The following is a 17,894-nucleotide window of genomic DNA, read 5'->3' as shown; positions in this document are numbered from 1 at the left end:
TATTAACTTTAGTTCTAATGCTTTTGATATCTACACACAAAATAGCTTATAGTTTGTACCGATCTTTTAGAGATAAATTTATTATAAAATCAGATAAAATTTATCTTAAATAATGATAAATTTTATTCAGTATTTTTATTCAAATAATAAAATTTATCTTGATTTAAATCAAGTTATATTAAAATCACAATCTAATTTTATTTTAAAGGAGATTTTTATGAAAGCTAAATTTTTATTTCTTAGCTCAGTTGTACTAGCTAGCTCACTTTTTGCAAGTGATCTTGCAAAAGAAGCATTAGATGCTGGCATTATCGCACTTCCAAGCGATCAAGCTAAACTCACTCAGATGATAAACGACGCCGCCCCAGACGCAAAGCAGTATCCAACCACAATGGCTACTTATGAGCTTGGCAAACGCCTATATTTTGACCCACGTCTATCAAAATCAGGCATCATCAGCTGTAACACCTGTCACAATCTAGGTCTTGGTGGCACTGACGGCGTGCCAGCATCAACAGGACATAAATGGGCACCAAACCCACACCACATCAATGCTCCAACCGTTTATAACTCAGTCTTTAACTCAGTTCAGTTTTGGGATGGACGTGCTGCTCACTTAGCCGCACAAGCTGCTGGTCCGATGACTGCTTTGCCTGAAATGGCTAGCACACCAGAACTTGTTGTAGAGCGACTTAAATCAATCCCAGCCTATGTTGATGAGTTTAAAACTGCCTTTAATAGCGAGATTACATTTGATCTAGTTACGACTGCGATTGGAATTTTTGAGCGAACTTTAGTAACGCCTTCACGTTTTGATAAATTCTTAGAGGGCGACACAAATGCACTAAATTCTAACGAAAAGGCAGGACTTAAATTATTCTTAGATAAAGGCTGTGCAGCCTGTCATAACGGTGTAAATTTAGGCGGAACTCTACAGCCGTTTGAAGTGGCGGCAAAATATCAATTTGCAAATGTCGGCGACTTTAAGGGCGATGCAAACGGCATGGTAAAAACGCCTACACTTCGCAATATCGAGCTAACTGCTCCGTATTTTCATAACGGTGCGATATGGTCACTAAAAGATGCTGTAAAAACCATGGGAAGTGTGCAACTTGGCATAGAGATAAATGACAAAGAAGCAAATGATATGGTAACATTTTTAAATTCACTAACAGGCGATATGCCAAAGGTTGAATATCCGATGTTTCCTGCTTCAACCGACAAAACATCAAAGCCAGAGCTTGATTATTAAATTTTGGGGCGAGGTTTGCCCCGCTTTTTATATTTTCTAACACATAAATTTTGGCTATTTTGCTTGTTATCCTTGCGATTCTTCTTTGTCTCGTTCATTATATTCGTAAGCAAATAAAAAATCAGTAATTTCGCCAAAAAATGAAGTTTTTAAAAGCACGACTGACTAAGCTAGGACAATTGCTGTGATCGAAACAATGATGATAAAACCCATCATTGTATTTTGCAGCGTTAGTAGCGACAAACAGCGAGAAAAAGGCAAAAAGTCCAAGCGAAGCTTGAAATAAAAATTCATTGGCACCACTGAAGCCTTCGAACGAAACCAATAAAAACATAAATAGAAAAAACGCACCAACAAACGCTGGAATGACGCAATAAAGCAGGTTTGCTCCACCTGTGAATAAATCAGAACTTTTTGCCTTATATTTGCAATTGTGCCAATAACAGTGCAGATTAAAAGAAAGGTGACAAATGATAAAATGCCATTAAAACCCCTTTAGGATAAAATTTAAATACTCAATTTGTGATTTATGATAGGTCAAAATTTTCTCATTTTCTTTAAAATACTCGTTGTTTTCGACATTTATGATTTTTATTTTATGCTCTTTGGCAAAATTCTGAATGAAATTTGCACTCTTTCCATGCGATCTAATGGCGGTAAAAACTAGATCAAATTTTGCTATTTTATTTGCTTTTTTAATATTGTCTTGCACGACTTCGGCTATGTCGCCTGATGAAAATATGGCAATTTTTAAAGATTTGTACTCAAGTGAGATTTCAAAATCCTTGATTGTATCGGCATCAAAATCATCTTTTAAAAGATTAATAGCTTTGGCACCATTTTTAATCAAGTCGTTAGCAAACATTATGTAAAATTGTCGTTTTGCCAAGATTTGCTGAGCCTCTTAGTGTGATTATTGCTTTCATAAAATCTCCTAAATAAAATGCTATTTTACCCCCCCCCCCCCTTTTTTTTTTAAAACAAGATAAATTTTGTGTTTTGTAAAATTTAGCTTAAATTTATAAAATTTTGGGTAAAATCCGAGCTTCAAACCAACAAAGCTCCGCAAATCTTTTGGTGACAAAAGTGCTTTTTGGTCTTACCAAATTTAGAAAGGATAGCATGAAATACGCTATTATTAAAAACGGCGGTAAACAGTATAGAGTGAGCGAAGGTCAATACTTAAACCTAGATCACTTTGCAGCTGAGCCAAAATCAACCGTTGAAATTACAGAAGTTTTAGCTGTAAATGACGGCGAAGTAAAGGTAGGTGTGCCATTTGTTAAGGGTGCAAAAGTTGTCTTAGAAGTAGTAAATGAGGGTAAAGACAAGAAGGTCGTTATCTATAAAAAACGAAGACGCAAAGACTCAAAACTTAAGCGCGGTTTTAGAAGACAATATACTCGCGTTAAAGTTGTAAGTATCGCAGGATAAGGAGTAAGGTATGGCACACAAAAAAGGTCAAGGTTCAACCCAGAATAACCGTGATAGTATTGGACGTCGTTTAGGCGTTAAAAAATTCGGTAGCGAGTTCGTTCGTGCTGGAAATATCATCATTCGCCAGCGTGGCACAGCTACACATCCAGGTTCAAATGTCGGTATGGGTAAAGACCACACGATATTTGCACTTATTGACGGATATGTGAAATTTGAACGCAAAGATAAAAATAGAAAGAAAGTTTCTGTTTATCCAGCGTAATTTTTTGGGGAGAAATCCCCAAAATTTATATTATAAATCTATCATTTTATACTAAATTTATTATTTTCATATTTATATTTTTGTAAAATTTTGCCTTGTTTAAATTAAAATATTTTTAAAATTTAACTAGGTGAAGAATGAAAGAGTTTTTGTATAAATTTAAAGTAACAAACGAAGCGATTGATATGCACGGACATATGAATAATGCTTACTATTTTAAACTAATGCAAGATGTTGGTATGGCTCACTCAAACTCTGTTGGCGATACACTTAAAGTGCAAAAAGAGCGTGGAGGTGTGTGGCTTATACGTGAAAATCAAGCTACCTACATAAAGCCCATATTTTTAGACGATGAACTAGTTATAAAAAGCTGGAGTGAGCGTGATAAAAGAGCTACTTCGACTAGATTTTTTGAATTTTACAGGGGCGAAGTTTTAGTCGCCACTGCAAAAACTACATTTTTTTATTTTGACACACATAAAAACCGTCCCATGGCTATACCTGATGAGGTGGCGGCATTGTATGAGTAGCAAGGTTGCCAAGTAAGTAAAATAAATTTTATGTTTGCAGATTATAAGAGCAAACATAAAATTTTAAAGGCAATAGAACTAAACAACGATGGCTTAGAGTGGTTAGAATTTTATTAAAAGTGGCATTTTTAAGGTGCGTTTTATAGCAAGTCAAAATTAGCCATTTAGTAAAATAGTTTTAAGCTGCATTTATTCAATCTTGGCTTGTTTGGCTCTTGTTGTTATATCTTAATTCTTGACTACGGAGATTTTGATTGCACGCACTTTGTCTATCCATGTAGGCTAATTTTTATCAAGCTGATATTGCTATGTATATGTTAAGTCCAGCTTGTCTGATTATTGGTAAAATTTTGTCTTGCTCTCATACAAAAGTCAATAACTTTTCACAGTTGTTTTATGACATTTTTAACTTTAAGCTTTTTTATGTCGCTAGAGAAAATTTTACTTAAAACATAAAATAATACTGCCACAATCGCAACATTTTTAAAAACCAAACATTATTATTTTCTTTTTGTTAAATTTTGACTTAGTTTTTTGCAAATTTCCGCATGGCTTACACTAAAATAATACTTGGATAAAGCTTAAATTTAGAGAACTTTCAGTATAATCCAACCCTTATTTCACACACACCAGTCCTAAATTTGGTTGCGTTTTTGAAATTTTATTAAAATTTCAAGCGTTAAGGGGTGTGGAGGTAAAACTAAATTTCGCGCACATTGCGTATAAGGAGAACCATAATGGTAACAATGAGAGATTTGCTAGAGTGCGGCGTTCATTTCGGACACCAAACGCGCAGATGGAATCCAAAGATGAAAAAATACATCTTTGGCGAGAGAAAAGGTATCTATATCATAGATCTACAAAAGACAATCCGCTACTTCCGCTACACTTACAACATCGTTCGTGACGCAGCAGCTGAGGGTAAGACTATCCTTTTTGTTGGCACTAAGAAACAAGCTATCGAAGCAATCAAAGAATACGCTGAAAAATGCGGTATGCCATATGTAAATCACCGCTGGTTGGGTGGCATGATGACAAACTTTGGAACTATTCGCCAAAGTATCCGCAAACTCGAAGTTATCGAGACTATGGAAGAAGATGGCTCTATAAATTTACTAACTAAAAAAGAAGCTTTAATGCTTCGCCGTAAAAAAGAGAAGTTGCTTGCAACTCTTGGCGGTATTAGAAATATGAAAAACTTGCCTGATATGGTATTTGTTATCGATACTGTTAAGGAAAAAATCGCGGTTGCTGAAGCAAATCGCCTAAGAATACCAGTTGTAGCACCTATCGATACAAACTGCGATCCAGATGTAGTTGATTTTCCAATTCCTGGCAACGACGACGCGATCCGCTCAGTTCAGCTTTTCTGCCAAGAGATGGCTGAGGCTATAAACGAGGGCAAATCACTTCTTGAGCAAGATGCTGATGAAAACGCTAAAGAAGAAGTTAGTCAAGATGAAAAAGATGCTGTTGTAGCTGAGGCTATGAGCGAGGAAGACTTTGATGCGGAGGATGAAGAATAATGGAAATCACGGCACAGATGGTAAAAGAGCTCCGCGAAAGCACTGGAGCTGGTATGATGGATTGTAAAAAGGCACTTGCTGAAGCAAATGGCGACATGCAAAAAGCCGTTGATTTGCTTCGCGAAAAGGGCTTGGGTCAGGCTGCTAAAAAAGCTGACCGCCTTGCAAGCGAGGGTCTTGTGACTGTTGAAGTTTGTGAAAAATGCAAACAAGCTACGATCACTGAGATTAACTCAGAGACAGACTTTGTAGCTAAAAACGATAAATTCCAAGCTCTTACAAAAGATACTACCGTGCATATTCAAGCAAATGGCATAAGTACAGTTGAAGAGCTAACAGCAAGCACAATAAATGGCGTAAAATTTGAAGAGTATCTAAAAAGCCAGATTGCAACTATTGGTGAAAATTTAGTTGTGCGTCGCTTTGAGACGATCATGGCTGATGCTAAGGGTGTTGTAAATGGCTATGTGCATTCAAATGGTCGTGTTGGCGTTCTTATCGGTGCAGCTTGCGAGAGCGAAGAGATAGCTAACAAAGCTCAAGACTTCATTCGCAACCTATGCATGCATGCAGCAGCGATGAAACCAGAAGTTATAAGCTATAAAGATCTTGATAAAGAGTTCGTTGAGAAAGAATTTATCGCACTTCGTGCTGAGCTTGAGAAAGAAAACGAAGAATTTAAACGCCTTGGCAAACCACTTCATAACATACCACTTTATGCTAGTCGTTGCCAAATAGGTGAAGCCGAACTAGCACAAGCTACAAAAGCTATCGAAGATGAGCTAAGAGCAGAGGGTAAGCCTGAGAAAATTTGGGACAAAATCATCCCTGGTAAGATTGAGCGTTTCTATGCAGACAACACTGTGTTAGATCAGCGCCTAACGCTTCTTGGTCAGTTTTACGTAATGGACGATAAAAAGACGATCGAGCAAGTTATAGCTGAGAAGTCAAAAGAGCTTGGTGGCAAGATTGAGATTGTAAAATATGTCCGCTTTGAGCTTGGCGATGGACTTGAGAAAAAAGTCGATGATTTTGCAGCAGAAGTGGCAGCACAAATCGGCTAAAAATGGAAATTTTAAAGGGCGTAGATCTTAGTTTTGCGTATGATTATACGCTCTTTGAAAATGTAAATTTAACCCTAAATACTAGCGAAAGCTCGGCGATTTTAGGTGTAAGTGGGTGCGGTAAAAGTACCTTGCTTCATATTCTATCCACACTTTTAAATCCAAATTCTGGTAAGGTTATATATAACGAAAAATCGCTTTATTCTCTTTCACAGAACGAGCTTATTAATATTCGTAGGTTTGATTTTGGTATTATCTTTCAAGCACACTACCTTTTTAAGGGCTTTAACGCACTTGAAAATATCGAACTAGCAAGCATTTTAGCCAACAAACCAATAGATCAAAAATATCTTAGTGCTCTTAAAATTTCTCATGTTTTAAATAATAAAGTTGGAGAATTAAGCGGAGGACAGCAGCAACGCGTAAGCATCGCAAGAGTGCTAAGTAAAAAGCCACGCATTATTTTCGCTGATGAGCCAACTGGAAACTTAGATAAAGCCACGGCAAATGAAGTAATGGATGTGTTGTTTGATTACATAAATGAAAACAGTGCAAGTTTGGTTTTAGTAACTCACGATAATGAGTTGGCCAAAAAATGTACGCACACGTATAAACTAGAAAATAAAATACTATCTAAAATTTAAACTCAAATTTACTTAATATAAAAACACCATAAAACTATCAAATTTTAAGTATAAAAAGTAGTAAAATAATCTTTTGCGTAAAAGGGTTTGTATAAGAAATTTGGATAAGTTAGCACTAGCTTCGTTTTGTTGTGATTTGCACTATTGTGAATAATGTTGTTTGTAAATGTGCTTATAGTGGCTACTTATTTGATTTAAATTTAAAGAGTATGAGTGTTAAAATAAAACTCTCATTAGTGTAAAAGCTGGTTTATTAAAAACTCGACTTTTAGTTGATGCTGTTTATATGCTAATAAATTTTGTAGTTTTGTTGATCTTAGTATTTTTGATTTTGGGTAAATTAACTGACGTAGAAAATCTCACGACTACTTAATGGCATAACTTATAAATAAACTAAAAAAATTGCTGTAAATGTAAAATTGATGACATATGTGATATTATTTAAAGTATGCTTATTGCGTGCCAAAGAGACAAATGGTGAAATTTGTCTAGGCTGATATTTGCAATCTCTAATTTTGATGCGATTTTTGCACTAAATTTTTCAATTTCTTACTTAAAAATTTATAACTTAACTCCAAAACAAACTAAATTTATGTAAAATAATATAAAAATTTACAAAGGCAAAAATGGATTTAGTGCAGTTTTTTGGGACAGATCGCGTTATTACATTTATGCTACTTTTTGCACGTCTTAGTGGGCTTGTTGTATTTATGCCATTTTTTTCGCATAATCAAATCCCAATCACAGCAAAAACTGCTTTTGTTTTTATGCTTTGCATTATTTTAATGCCACTTGCTAAACCTCACGAACACACTATAAATTTCTTAGTTCTTGAAATCGTAAGCGAAGCCTTGCTTGGACTTTGTGTTGGACTTCTTTTAAATATTATATTTGCCACATTGCAACTAGCTGGTGAGCAAATATCTATGGTTATGGGGTTTTCGATGGCTAGTGTGCTTGATCCACAAACTGGCACAAACTCACCAGTTATCGCAAATGTCATAAATATGATGGCACTTCTTACATTTTTGATTTTTGATGGACATCATTTGTTGGTTCAATTTTTTGCAGTCTCGCTTGAGTATATTCCGCTAGGTGATTTTTATCCACGTTACGGTGTGCTTAGCTACTCTCTTAAAACTTTTACAAATTTATTTATTTTTGGGTTTGTTTTGGCTTTCCCGATTATTGCATTATCGCTTTTGTCTGACTTGATTTTTGGTATGCTTATGAAAACTATGCCTCAATTTAACTTGCTGGTTGTTGGTTATCCTATTAAAGTTACGATTGGTTTTGTAGTTTTGATTGTGATTTTATCCGCAGTTATGAAAATTTTTACTACGCTTATGATGCGTGTTATTAATGATTTACCAGCACTGTTTTTTTAAATTAAGTAAATAAAAATGTTTATTATCATAAAATTAACAATTAAAATTTAAGGAGTGGTTATGAAGGTTGCTTTGGTTAATAAAAATCCAGCAGTTTCCCGTTTGATTACTTTAAGTTTAAATAAAATAGGAACCGAATATATTCAGCTAGAAGAGGCAAGTGAGCTTGAAGGTATTTTTGATTTTATTATAATAGACAGCGACATAGACACAACTGATATTGATATTAGTGCGTATAGTAAAAATATAATGTACTTAGTCCCACGTAATGGCGAGGTGCCTGAATATGCGACAGTAACACTTAATAAACCATTTTTGCCTACTGATTTTATAAATGTTTTTGAACAAAATAGACCAAATGATAGCATTATGACAAATAGCGACACCAGTGATAGTGTATTTGTAGATGAAATTTCAACTGATTTTGATTTGGAGTTGCCTGATTTTGATACTGAATTAAAAAGTTTAGACGATGATGAAAATTTAGATCAATTGCCAAAAGAAACAGAAGAGGGCATAGCAGAAATTGAAAATTTAGACGATGATGCAATAAAGCCAAATCCAAATGAAGCTAAAAATCCAAATGATGAGCTCAAAGAGCAAGGTGATGCTATAAATGAAATGCTAAGTGGATTAGATGATTTGCCTGAGCTTGATGAGCCAATTAGTGGGAGTTCTAGTCGCCCACTGCAGATAAAAGAAGACGTGGGATTTGATGAGTTTAATTTAGATGATATTGCAAATATCAAAGATGAAGAGAGCTTTGCTAAAGATATAGAAAATGAAGAACTTTTAGATGACAAAGAAGATTTAAGCGATGAAAATTTAGAAGTTGATATAGCAAAAACCACTGATTTTAATGAGTTAGAAGATCTTGTAAATGAGATAGATGAGATATCTAAAGACGATATAAATGAAGTTAGTGGCGATGATTTATCGTTTAGCGAAGTTGATGATTTAGAGGCTGATTCTATTGAAAATTTAGAACAAATTATAGATGATATTGACGCTATGAGTGTTGATGAAAAAAATAAGCAAGAAGATGAGATTGCTGATTCACAAGATATTAATTTAGATGAGAGTATTGATGAGATATCTGAAATAGAAACTGGCGAGAGTGAAAATTTAGAAAATAACGAGCTTGATAGCGTTGATAATGTAGATGAGATGATGCTTGAAGAAGTCGCCGATATAGAGCAAGACGAAGATGTAAAAGAGATACTAGATGAGTTAAGCGATGATTTGCAAAATAGTGATGATTTAGCACAGGAATTGCAAGATACACAAGAAGAGGTTTTGGAGACGCTAGACGAGCAAGAGTCTGCTTTGGATAAAGAAGATGAGAGTTTGATTGTGGCAAATGAGATACAAGATGTTTTAGATGCTAATTTGCAAACAGATAGCATAAGTGAAGATATGATTGATTTTGCTAGTGATGATATGAAAAGCATTGATGATATAGACGAGAATTCTATGATGGCGGCATTTGGGCTTTCGGATGCAAAAATGGTGCTAGATAGCGTGGGTGAAATAGAGATTAAAAATGATAAAAATGTCGATTTTAAAGATGAATTAAGCAAGAAAATATCTGAGCATATTACTAGCTCGTTAAATGAAAGCTCTATTAAGGATGTTTTAAAAGATATGAATATTAAGATAAATATTAGCTTTGAGGAAAAGTAGTTGGACGGACAAATTTTAGTTATTTCAGGACCTAGTGGAAGTGGCAAAAGCACGCTTTTAACAAGATTATTTCAAGAAGAAAGGGATTTGTATTTTTCGATATCAAGCACGACAAGAAGCCCAAGAGATGGCGAAATAGATGGAGTGCATTATCATTTTGTAAGCGAAGATGAGTTTAAAAATGGCATAGATAACGATGAATTTTTAGAATGGGCTAAGGTACATAAGAACTTTTATGGAACAAATTTAAAGCCAGTTTTACAAGCTTTAAATGATGGCAAGATTGTTATATTTGATATCGACGTGCAGGGCTTTAATCTGGCTAAGCAGAAATTTTCAAATTATATTACTTCTTTATTTTTAACAACAAAAAGCCAAAGTGAATTAAAAACGCGTTTGCAAAATCGTAAGAGCGAGACAGAAGCTAGTATTCAAAATAGATTAATGAATGCTGTTGGAGAGATGCAGCACATAAAAGAGTATGATTATTTTTTGATTAATGATGATTTGCAAAGTTGTTATGATAATCTAAGATCAATTATACACGTTATGCGGTTAAAAAGCTCACAAATAAAGCTTAGAGAAACAATTGACGAGTGGATTGATAATTAAGCTAGTTTTGGTAAAATAGAGTTAAAATTTTAAATTAAGTAAAATTTTTACAACAATTAAATGATTTTATAAAATAAATCAAACAAAGGAGATATTAATCATGGGTTCAATGAGTATGGGGCATTGGCTGGTAGTTTTGGCTGTAATAGTTTTATTATTTGGTGCAAAAAAAATACCTGAGCTAGCAAAGGGTGTTGGCAAGGGCATAAAGAGCTTTAAAGCCGAAATGGAAGAGCCAATACAAAAGGTTGAAAACAAAGAAGAGAATGCGTCTGTAAATAAAGCAGAAGAGACAACAAAAGCATAATGAAAGAGATTGTTAAATCACATATAGCTAAAGTTTTAGGTGAGAGTTTTGTCTTAGAAAAACCAAAGGACAAAACTTTGGCTCATTATGCTACTCCTATTGCATTTAGTTTGGCTAAAGAGCTTAAAAAGTCGCCGATGATTATAGCCGATGAGTTGGCTTTGAAATTTACGCATAGCGAGATTTTTGAGGTATCTACAGCAAATGGATATTTAAATTTTAAACTAAAATCAAAATTTTTAGATGAAATTTCAACAAATGCACTAAAAAATGATGTCAATTTTGCCAAACAAAGACCTAAAAATGAAAGCGTATTTATAGAATACATAAGTGCAAATCCGACAGGACCACTTCATATAGGGCATGTCAGAGGTGCTGTTTTTGGTGATACTTTAGCTAGAATCGGAGAGTATGTAGGCTATGATATGGCTACTGAGTATTATATAAATGACGCTGGTAATCAGATAGATTTGCTTGGTGTTTCGGTATCACTGTATGCAAAAGAGACGATTTTTAATGAGAGCGTTAAATATCCTGAGAGTTTTTATAGGGGTGAATATATAGCACCTATTGCACAAGCGGCTTTGCAAAAATTTGGTAAAGAAATTTTTTATGATGAAAACAGAAATTTGGAGCTAGCAACTTTTGCCAAAGATATAGTTTTGGATATTATAAAAAAAGATTTATCTGATGTTGGCATAAATATACAAAGTTGGGCCAGTGAAAAGGCTTTATATCACAAGCTAGACGATACGATTAATAAGCTAAAAAAATCAAATCAAATGTATGAAAAAGATGGTGCGACGTATATAGCATCTACAACATTGGGTGATGATAATGATCGTGTTGTTGTGCGTGATGACGGACGTCCGACATACTTGGCTGGAGATATTATCTATCATAACTCAAAATATGAAAAAAACTACGACCACTACATAAATATTTGGGGTGCTGATCATCATGGGTATATTGCTAGGCTAAAAGCTGCAATTAACTTTTTGGGCTACGATGAAAACAAGCTAGAAATTATACTTATGCAAATGGTTAGTTTGCTAAAAGATGGTAAGCCGTTTAAAATGAGCAAACGTGCTGGAACATCAGTGCTAATGAGTGATATAGCTGAAGAAATTGGTGCAGATGCACTTCGGTTTATGTTTATTAGCAAGGCAAATACAACTCCACTTGAGTTTGATTTAAATCTAGTAAAGGCTGATGATAGCTTAAACCCAATATTTTATGTAAATTATGCACATGCAAGAGTCAATCAAATTCTTGGCAAAGCAAACAAAAGCGTAAGTGATGTTATTGATGCTGATTTGTCTGCCTTGGATGATAATGCAAAAAATTTACTTTTTGAAGCACTTACTTTGCCAGAAGTGTTAATTGATGCGTTTAATACACGCTCTCTTCATAAATTACCAGATTTTTTAAAATCTCTTTCTGCTAGTTTTCATAAATTTTACAATGAAAACAGAGTAGTGGGCAATGAGAATGAAGACGCACTTTTAAAGCTGTTTTGCGTTGTTGCTTTAAGTATTCGCACCGGATTTAACTTAATGGGAATTAAAGCAAAAGACAGAATGTGAGTGTATTTTCTCATATAAAAAACGATAAACTATCATCGCTAAGCCTATTTGCGATAGGCTTAGTTTGCATATTTTTATCATATATTTTTTTAAATTTTAATATTTTTATTTCGCCACTTATTGTAGCAATTTTGTTTGGAATTTTGCTTACAAATTTATTTTCAAATAGGGTTAAATTTTTAAAATCAAGTGCGGTTTTGCTGGTTGCTACAAAGCAAATTTTACGACTTGGCATTATTTTTATGGGTTTCGTATTAGCTTTGCAGATGCTAAATATGTAGGCATACATGGTGTTGGACTCGCTATTTTTATAGTTGTTTTAGTCTTTTTGCTAGGGCTTATTATGGCTAGAATTTTAAAGATAGATTTTATTACTTCTGCTTTGATTAGTGCTGGTGCTGCGGTTTGTGGGGCGGCTGCAATTATGGCTAGTGCGACTACGCTCAAAGCAGACGAAAAACAAATTGCTATAGCAGTAGCGTCTGTTGTTATATTTGGCACAGTTGGTATGTTTATCTATTCAGTTGGGCTTAATTTTTTAAATTTTACGCAAACTCAAATTGGATTTTTTATAGGCTCTTCTCTTCATGAGGTGGCACATGTGGTTGGTGCGAGTGCTAGATATGGCGATGAGGTTATGAAAAATGCTGTGATAATCAAAATGCTTCGTGTTGTTATGCTTGTACCTCTTCTTTTGTTTTTGGCTTTTATAAGTGCATCTAAAACATCAAAAATTAAAGAATTTTTACCATATTTTGCTTTTTATTTTTTAGGTGCCATATTGTTAAATTCTTTAATAAATATACCAATTGAAATTTTAAATATTATAAATTTTATTGCCGATATGTGTTTGTGTGTGGCAATGTTTTGTTTGGGATTAAATATAAATAAAAGTGTTGTTAAAAATTTTGGTTTTAAGCCATTATTGCTAGCTATTTTTCTATTTTTTATACTTATGATTTTTGCTTATTTTTATATAAAAATTCTAATTTAATTCTTATAATTAATTTAAAATATTATTTTTTAAATATTAAGATTTTTTAATAAATTTTAGATATAATGAGTGATTTTAACAAAATATCAATCAAAGGAATAACATGTCAGTAACGCAAGATAGACGCGATTTTATTGGACTCGCGTTTGGTGCTGTGGCTGCTGTAGGCGGTGCTTTTTCACTTGTAGCAATGAAAAAGACATGGGATCCGCTACCTAGCGTTAAAGCAGCTGGATTTACAACTGTAGATTTAAGCCCTATGAAAGATGGCGAAATGAGACAGGTTGAGTGGCGTAAAAAACCTATATTTATACTTAAAAAACCAGCCTCTGCAGCGGCAAATGATGATCGTGATGTAGTTGTTGGCGAGAGTAGATATACTGTTGTGATTGGATTATGCACTCATCTTGGCTGTATACCTGAGTGGAAAGGTAGCAAAAATGCTTTTGTTTGTGCCTGTCATGGTGGCGAATTTGACGCTGATGGCATGGCGACATTTGGACCACCACCTCGTCCTCTTGATATACCTCCATTTAAAATAGATGGCACAAAGCTAGTTTTAGGCGAAACAAGTCCAGAATATGAAAAACTAGCCAATAAAGCGTAAGGAGAAAATATGGCACAGGTAAAAAAATCAAGTGGAGTGATTGATTGGTTAGATCAACGTTTTGCAGTCACAAAATTAATGAAGGTCTTGGTTAGTGAGTATTGGATACCTAAAAACATAAGCTTTTTATGGGCTATGGGTGTTATATTAACTACGCTTTTTGCTATACTTTTTGTCACTGGATTGCTACTTTTAATGTATTATAAACCAGATGTAAATATGGCATTTGATAGCGTGAATTATACAATTATGCAAGAGGTTGAGTATGGCTGGTTATGGCGACATATGCATGCTGTTGCAGCGTCTGTAATCTTTTTGATTATGTATATTCACTTGCTTACTGGACTTTATTATGGTTCGTATAAAAAGGGTAGAGAGCTTATTTGGATTACTGGCATGATACTTTTTATATGTTTTTCTGCTGAGGCATTTAGTGGGTATATGCTACCATGGGGACAGATGAGCTACTGGGCGGCGACTGTTATCACTCAGCTTTTTGGTGCTATACCTGTTATTGGCGAGGCACTTGTTGAGTGGATTAGGGGCGATTATGCGGTTGGTGATGCTACGCTAACTAGATTTTTTATGCTTCATGTTTGTTTGCTTCCTATTGTTATCATAGTGGTTTTGGTGCTACATTTTTACTCACTTAGAATTCCACACGTAAATAACCTAACAAGCGAAGAGATAGATTTTGACGTTGAAGCTGATGAGTATTTGCATGGCGATAAGAAAAAAGCCAAGGTTATACCATTCTGGCCTGGATTTTTGGCTAAAGACTTTATGTATGTTGCGTTTTTTATGATATTTTTTATGTATTTGGTGTGCTTTCACTATGGTTTTGCTATGGATCCGATTAACTTTGAACCAGCAAATGCACTAAAGACACCAGCTCATATATATCCTGAATGGTATTTTTTATGGCAGTATGAAATTTTACGTGGGTTTTTCTTTGATATTTTTGGCATATCGGCTTCAACTATTGGACTTTTATCATTTGCATTTGCGGGTGCAGCGTTTATGATAGTGCCTTTATTAGACACTAGCGATGTCGTGGCTCCAGCACATAAAAGACCACTATTTTTTATATGGTTTTGGCTGCTTGTGATAGATTTGATAGCCTTATCAATACTAGGCAAAGTTCCTATGGAAGGTCGTGAGTGGTTAGGATTTTGGAGTTCTACTCTATTTTTATTCCTATTTATTGTTGCACTTCCAGCAATTAGCTTTATAGAAAAAAGGAGATAATTATGAAAGAGTTTGGTGTATTTATAGTAGTTGTACTCCTATCATTGGTGCTATACTGGGGCATAGAGCCATATGCTCATCATGAACTGCATCCGCAAACATCAATGGCTAATTATGATTTTGAAGCAGAGGATTTAGCACACGCACAAGATATGCTTAATAGTGCAACAAAGGCTTTAGAGCTAGCCAAATCTAGCAATGACGAAAAAAAGATAGCTGCAGCAAGTGCTGAGCTAGAAAATGCTAAAAATTTACTACAAAGTTATACTGATTTTTGGAGTGATATTAACTCTATTGATTTAAGCAAGGGCGATGCTATGCGTGGTTCTGAGTTATTTATGAACGCTGGATGCATTGGCTGTCACTCGCTAACTCATGCTGGATTTGAACCTGCAATGGACGATAGGGCTTCAAGCGAGAGTTTTGGTGTTGCAGTGCCTGATTTAAGCACAGCCGGTGCGATATATGATGATAAATTTTTAGCAGCGATTATAAAAGACCCAGTCAAGGCTGTGAAATTAAATCATAAATTTGGCGAAGAGCAAATGCATCCTATGCCACAATTTTTTGGAGCTGGTACAAGTGATGTAAATTTAGAAATCGCTGATTTAGTGGCATACTTAAAATCCGTATCTAATGACTATATTAAGGCATATGATAGCATAAGCGATGAAGTGTTGTTTAAGGATGCTTGTCAAAGATGCCACGATATAAAATATGATGAAAAATATATCTTAGGCAATAAAGTAAAATTAACCGAGTATATGGGTTCTATGCCGCCTGATTTATCTATGATGATACGTGCTAAAAATTCAGACAACTATTTAAACAAGCTCATAAATAATCCACAAAAAATGTTACCAGGCACATCTATGCCACGTGTTGGTTTAAACGAGCAATACGAACAGCAACTTGTTGGTTATCTAGAGAAGGTTGGTGATAGCAAGAAATCTGAACGTGAAAATATAGGCATATATGCCATGGTGTATTTTTTAATACTTGGGATTTTTGCCACCCTTTGGAAGCGTAAAGTTTGGAAAGAACTTCATTAAACATCCAAAACAACGGCTCAGCGTTTATAGCACTTTACTCATACGATGAGCCAGAGCACAACATCATCTGTCATCCAAGCCGTGCGTATAAATACGGCTTGGAATTTCATATAAACAAACGAAGCAATGCGGATATAAAATACAGCTTTGAGAAATTTCCACCAAGTTTAGATGAGTATAAAAGAGCGTTTGATAACGTTAGACAAGCTCAGCTAAGGGGTGATAGCTACTTACTAAATTTATGCCGAAAGTCTAAAATCAAAACAAACTTAAGCCTAGATGAGATTTTTAAATACGCTAGTGCAAAGCTGGTTTTGCATAAAAAAGATGAGTTTGTCTGCTTCTCGCCTGAGCCATTTGTAACGATTTATAAGGGGTTTATCCATACTTTTCCTATGAAAGGCACGATAAATGCACTCACGCCAAACGCCAAGCAAACCTTGCTAGATGACGCCAAGGAGCTAAGTGAACAAGCGATGATAACAGATCTCATGCGAAATGATTTAAGCATGGTAGCTGATGATGTAAGGGTGTGTAAATTTCGCTATTTTACTAAGGCAAAAGATCTGTATCAAACAAGCACATATATAAAAGGCAAGATAAAAAGCGAGTTTTACGCCAAATTTGGCTTAAAATATGATGAAATTTTTGCCTCGCTTTTACCGGCTGGTTCAATCACTGGCACACCAAAACATGAAAGCGTAAAGATAATAAAGGCAAACGAACCTGATAAAAGGGGTTTTTATACCGGTGTTTTTGTCTATTTTGACGGCAAGATATGCAAAAGCTACGTCTTGATACGATTTATCAAAAAAGAGCCTGATGGGCTTTACTTTCACAGCGGTGGTGGAATCACTCTTGATAGCGATTTGATGGATGAATACAATGAACTCACAGAGAAAATTTACCTTCCTTTTTGAGACAATTAAGCTCGTTGATGGCGAGGTTTTTCATCTTTCTTATCATCTAAGACGTATGCTTAACTCGCTTGGTTTTGTGCCAAAATTTAATCTAAAACAGGTGCTTAAAACGGATAAAAAGGGGCTTGTTAGGGCTAAGGTGGTTTATCATAAAAGTGGTGAGCTTGTGAAGGTGGAGTTTTTTGAGTATAAAATGCGTGAGTTTAGCGAGTTTAAGCTCGTAGATATCGACTTTAGCTATGATAAGAAGTATCTAATCCGTGATGATATAGATGCTGCAAAGGGTAAAAATAACGAGATAATCATGATAAAAAATGGACTTATCACTGATACAAGCATCGCAAATATCGCAGTATTTGATGGCGAGTGGCTAACGCCAAAAGCTCCGCTTTTAAATGGCACAACAAGAACTAGACTGATTAATGAAGGCATGCTAAAAGAGTGTGATATAGATGTAAATATGCTAATGAATGCTAAAAAATTTGCCATTATGAATGCAATGATTGGCTTTTTTGAGATTAAAAATTTTAAGTTTATTTTATAAGGCTTAAGACAAGTTAAAAGCTTAAAGTAGTTTTAATTACCATAATACCGATGAAAATAGATGCATATACTGTTTGAGAATTTTCTAAAAGTATGGATAAAAGTGTGAAATTTTAAATTATTTAGTGTCAATTTAACTTAACCCTATTTTCTCTTATCAATTTTAATAAAATTTAATAGAGATTGTCATGGTTATTAAATCTAAATTCACACTCTTTTAAGTGTAACAAAAAGTTATC

Annotated in this window: 18 protein-coding genes and 1 pseudogene; 18 read left to right on the top strand and 1 reads right to left on the bottom strand. The window is 34.6% G+C overall.

Annotated elements, in window-relative coordinates:
- Window positions 1-217 precede the first annotated feature (217 nt).
- A complete protein-coding gene (locus LQU93_RS08600) occupies window positions 218-1,252 on the top strand; it encodes a cytochrome-c peroxidase (protein ID WP_229933477.1) in 1,035 nt (344 codons plus the stop codon).
- Between the two features lie 484 nt (window positions 1,253-1,736).
- On the opposite strand, the gene LQU93_RS08595 is transcribed toward LQU93_RS08600, so the two are convergent.
- Entirely contained in the window at window positions 1,737-2,117 is a 381-nt protein-coding gene (locus LQU93_RS08595) for a hypothetical protein (RefSeq protein ID WP_229933476.1), read from the bottom strand.
- Window positions 2,118-2,374: 257 nt separating this feature from the next.
- Here LQU93_RS08595 and rplU point away from each other — a divergent pair, with 257 nt between their 5' ends.
- The 17 genes and pseudogenes from rplU (at window position 2,375) to LQU93_RS08505 (ending at window position 17,656) form a co-directional block, all read left to right on the top strand.
- Window positions 2,375-2,686 (top strand): 50S ribosomal protein L21, encoded by a 312-nt coding sequence (gene rplU / locus LQU93_RS08590; protein ID WP_229933475.1) that lies wholly within the window; start codon window positions 2,375-2,377, stop codon window positions 2,684-2,686.
- A gap of 10 nt (window positions 2,687-2,696) precedes the next feature.
- A complete protein-coding gene (gene rpmA, locus LQU93_RS08585) occupies window positions 2,697-2,951 on the top strand; it encodes a 50S ribosomal protein L27 (protein WP_229933474.1) in 255 nt (84 codons plus the stop codon).
- Between the two features lie 137 nt (window positions 2,952-3,088).
- Window positions 3,089-3,481 (top strand): acyl-CoA thioesterase, encoded by a 393-nt coding sequence (locus LQU93_RS08580; protein ID WP_229933473.1) that lies wholly within the window; start codon window positions 3,089-3,091, stop codon window positions 3,479-3,481.
- Between the two features lie 737 nt (window positions 3,482-4,218).
- Window positions 4,219-5,007, top strand: coding sequence for a 30S ribosomal protein S2 (gene rpsB / locus LQU93_RS08575; RefSeq protein ID WP_229933472.1), 789 nt, complete (start codon window positions 4,219-4,221; stop codon window positions 5,005-5,007).
- Window positions 5,007-6,071, top strand: a complete 1,065-nt coding sequence (gene tsf / locus LQU93_RS08570) for a translation elongation factor Ts (RefSeq protein WP_229933471.1) — start codon at window positions 5,007-5,009, stop codon at window positions 6,069-6,071. Before rpsB ends, tsf begins: the two co-directional genes overlap by 1 nt.
- A 2-nt stretch (window positions 6,072-6,073) precedes the next feature.
- The gene (locus LQU93_RS08565) at window positions 6,074-6,715 is read left to right on the top strand and encodes an ABC transporter ATP-binding protein (protein ID WP_229933470.1); all 642 of its coding nucleotides are present in this window, start codon (window positions 6,074-6,076) and stop codon (window positions 6,713-6,715) included.
- Window positions 6,716-7,341: 626 nt separating this feature from the next.
- Window positions 7,342-8,103, top strand: coding sequence for a flagellar biosynthetic protein FliR (fliR, locus tag LQU93_RS08560; protein WP_229933469.1), 762 nt, complete (start codon window positions 7,342-7,344; stop codon window positions 8,101-8,103).
- 60 nt (window positions 8,104-8,163) lie between these two features.
- Window positions 8,164-9,786 carry a midas domain-containing protein gene (locus LQU93_RS08555; protein ID WP_229933468.1) on the top strand — a complete coding sequence of 541 codons (1,623 nt, stop codon included), beginning with the start codon at window positions 8,164-8,166 and terminating at the stop codon, window positions 9,784-9,786.
- Complete coding sequence (gene gmk / locus LQU93_RS08550; protein ID WP_229933467.1) at window positions 9,787-10,398, top strand: guanylate kinase; 612 nt, start codon at window positions 9,787-9,789, stop codon at window positions 10,396-10,398. It begins immediately after the preceding gene.
- A 100-nt stretch (window positions 10,399-10,498) separates the two neighbouring features.
- Entirely contained in the window at window positions 10,499-10,705 is a 207-nt protein-coding gene (gene tatA, locus LQU93_RS08545) for a twin-arginine translocase TatA/TatE family subunit (RefSeq protein WP_229933466.1), read from the top strand.
- Window positions 10,705-12,291 carry an arginine--tRNA ligase gene (argS, locus tag LQU93_RS08540; protein ID WP_229933465.1) on the top strand — a complete coding sequence of 529 codons (1,587 nt, stop codon included), beginning with the start codon at window positions 10,705-10,707 and terminating at the stop codon, window positions 12,289-12,291. Before tatA ends, argS begins: the two co-directional genes overlap by 1 nt.
- Window positions 12,288-13,285: pseudogene (locus LQU93_RS08530) on the top strand (YeiH family protein). Before argS ends, LQU93_RS08530 begins: the two are co-directional and overlap by 4 nt.
- A gap of 103 nt (window positions 13,286-13,388) precedes the next feature.
- Window positions 13,389-13,892: a ubiquinol-cytochrome c reductase iron-sulfur subunit gene (gene petA / locus LQU93_RS08525; protein WP_229933463.1), complete on the top strand. Its 504-nt coding sequence runs from the start codon at window positions 13,389-13,391 to the stop codon at window positions 13,890-13,892.
- A 9-nt stretch (window positions 13,893-13,901) separates the two neighbouring features.
- Window positions 13,902-15,140, top strand: a complete 1,239-nt coding sequence (locus LQU93_RS08520; RefSeq protein ID WP_229933462.1) for a cytochrome b — start codon at window positions 13,902-13,904, stop codon at window positions 15,138-15,140.
- A gap of 2 nt (window positions 15,141-15,142) precedes the next feature.
- Entirely contained in the window at window positions 15,143-16,192 is a 1,050-nt protein-coding gene (locus tag LQU93_RS08515) for a c-type cytochrome (RefSeq protein ID WP_229933461.1), read from the top strand.
- Window positions 16,174-17,112, top strand: a complete 939-nt coding sequence (locus LQU93_RS08510; protein ID WP_229933460.1) for an aminodeoxychorismate synthase component I — start codon at window positions 16,174-16,176, stop codon at window positions 17,110-17,112. Before LQU93_RS08515 ends, LQU93_RS08510 begins: the two co-directional genes overlap by 19 nt.
- Window positions 17,078-17,656, top strand: a complete 579-nt coding sequence (locus LQU93_RS08505; protein WP_229933459.1) for an aminotransferase class IV — start codon at window positions 17,078-17,080, stop codon at window positions 17,654-17,656. The genes LQU93_RS08510 and LQU93_RS08505 overlap by 35 nt, the downstream gene beginning before the upstream one ends.
- Window positions 17,657-17,894: the final 238 nt, after the last annotated feature.

The organism is Campylobacter majalis (assembly GCF_905120465.1).
In the GTDB taxonomy this organism is placed as follows: domain Bacteria; phylum Campylobacterota; class Campylobacteria; order Campylobacterales; family Campylobacteraceae; genus Campylobacter_A; species Campylobacter_A majalis.
The sequence above is the reverse complement of the archived record's forward strand: the minus strand, read 5'-3'. Positions and strand labels throughout refer to the sequence as shown.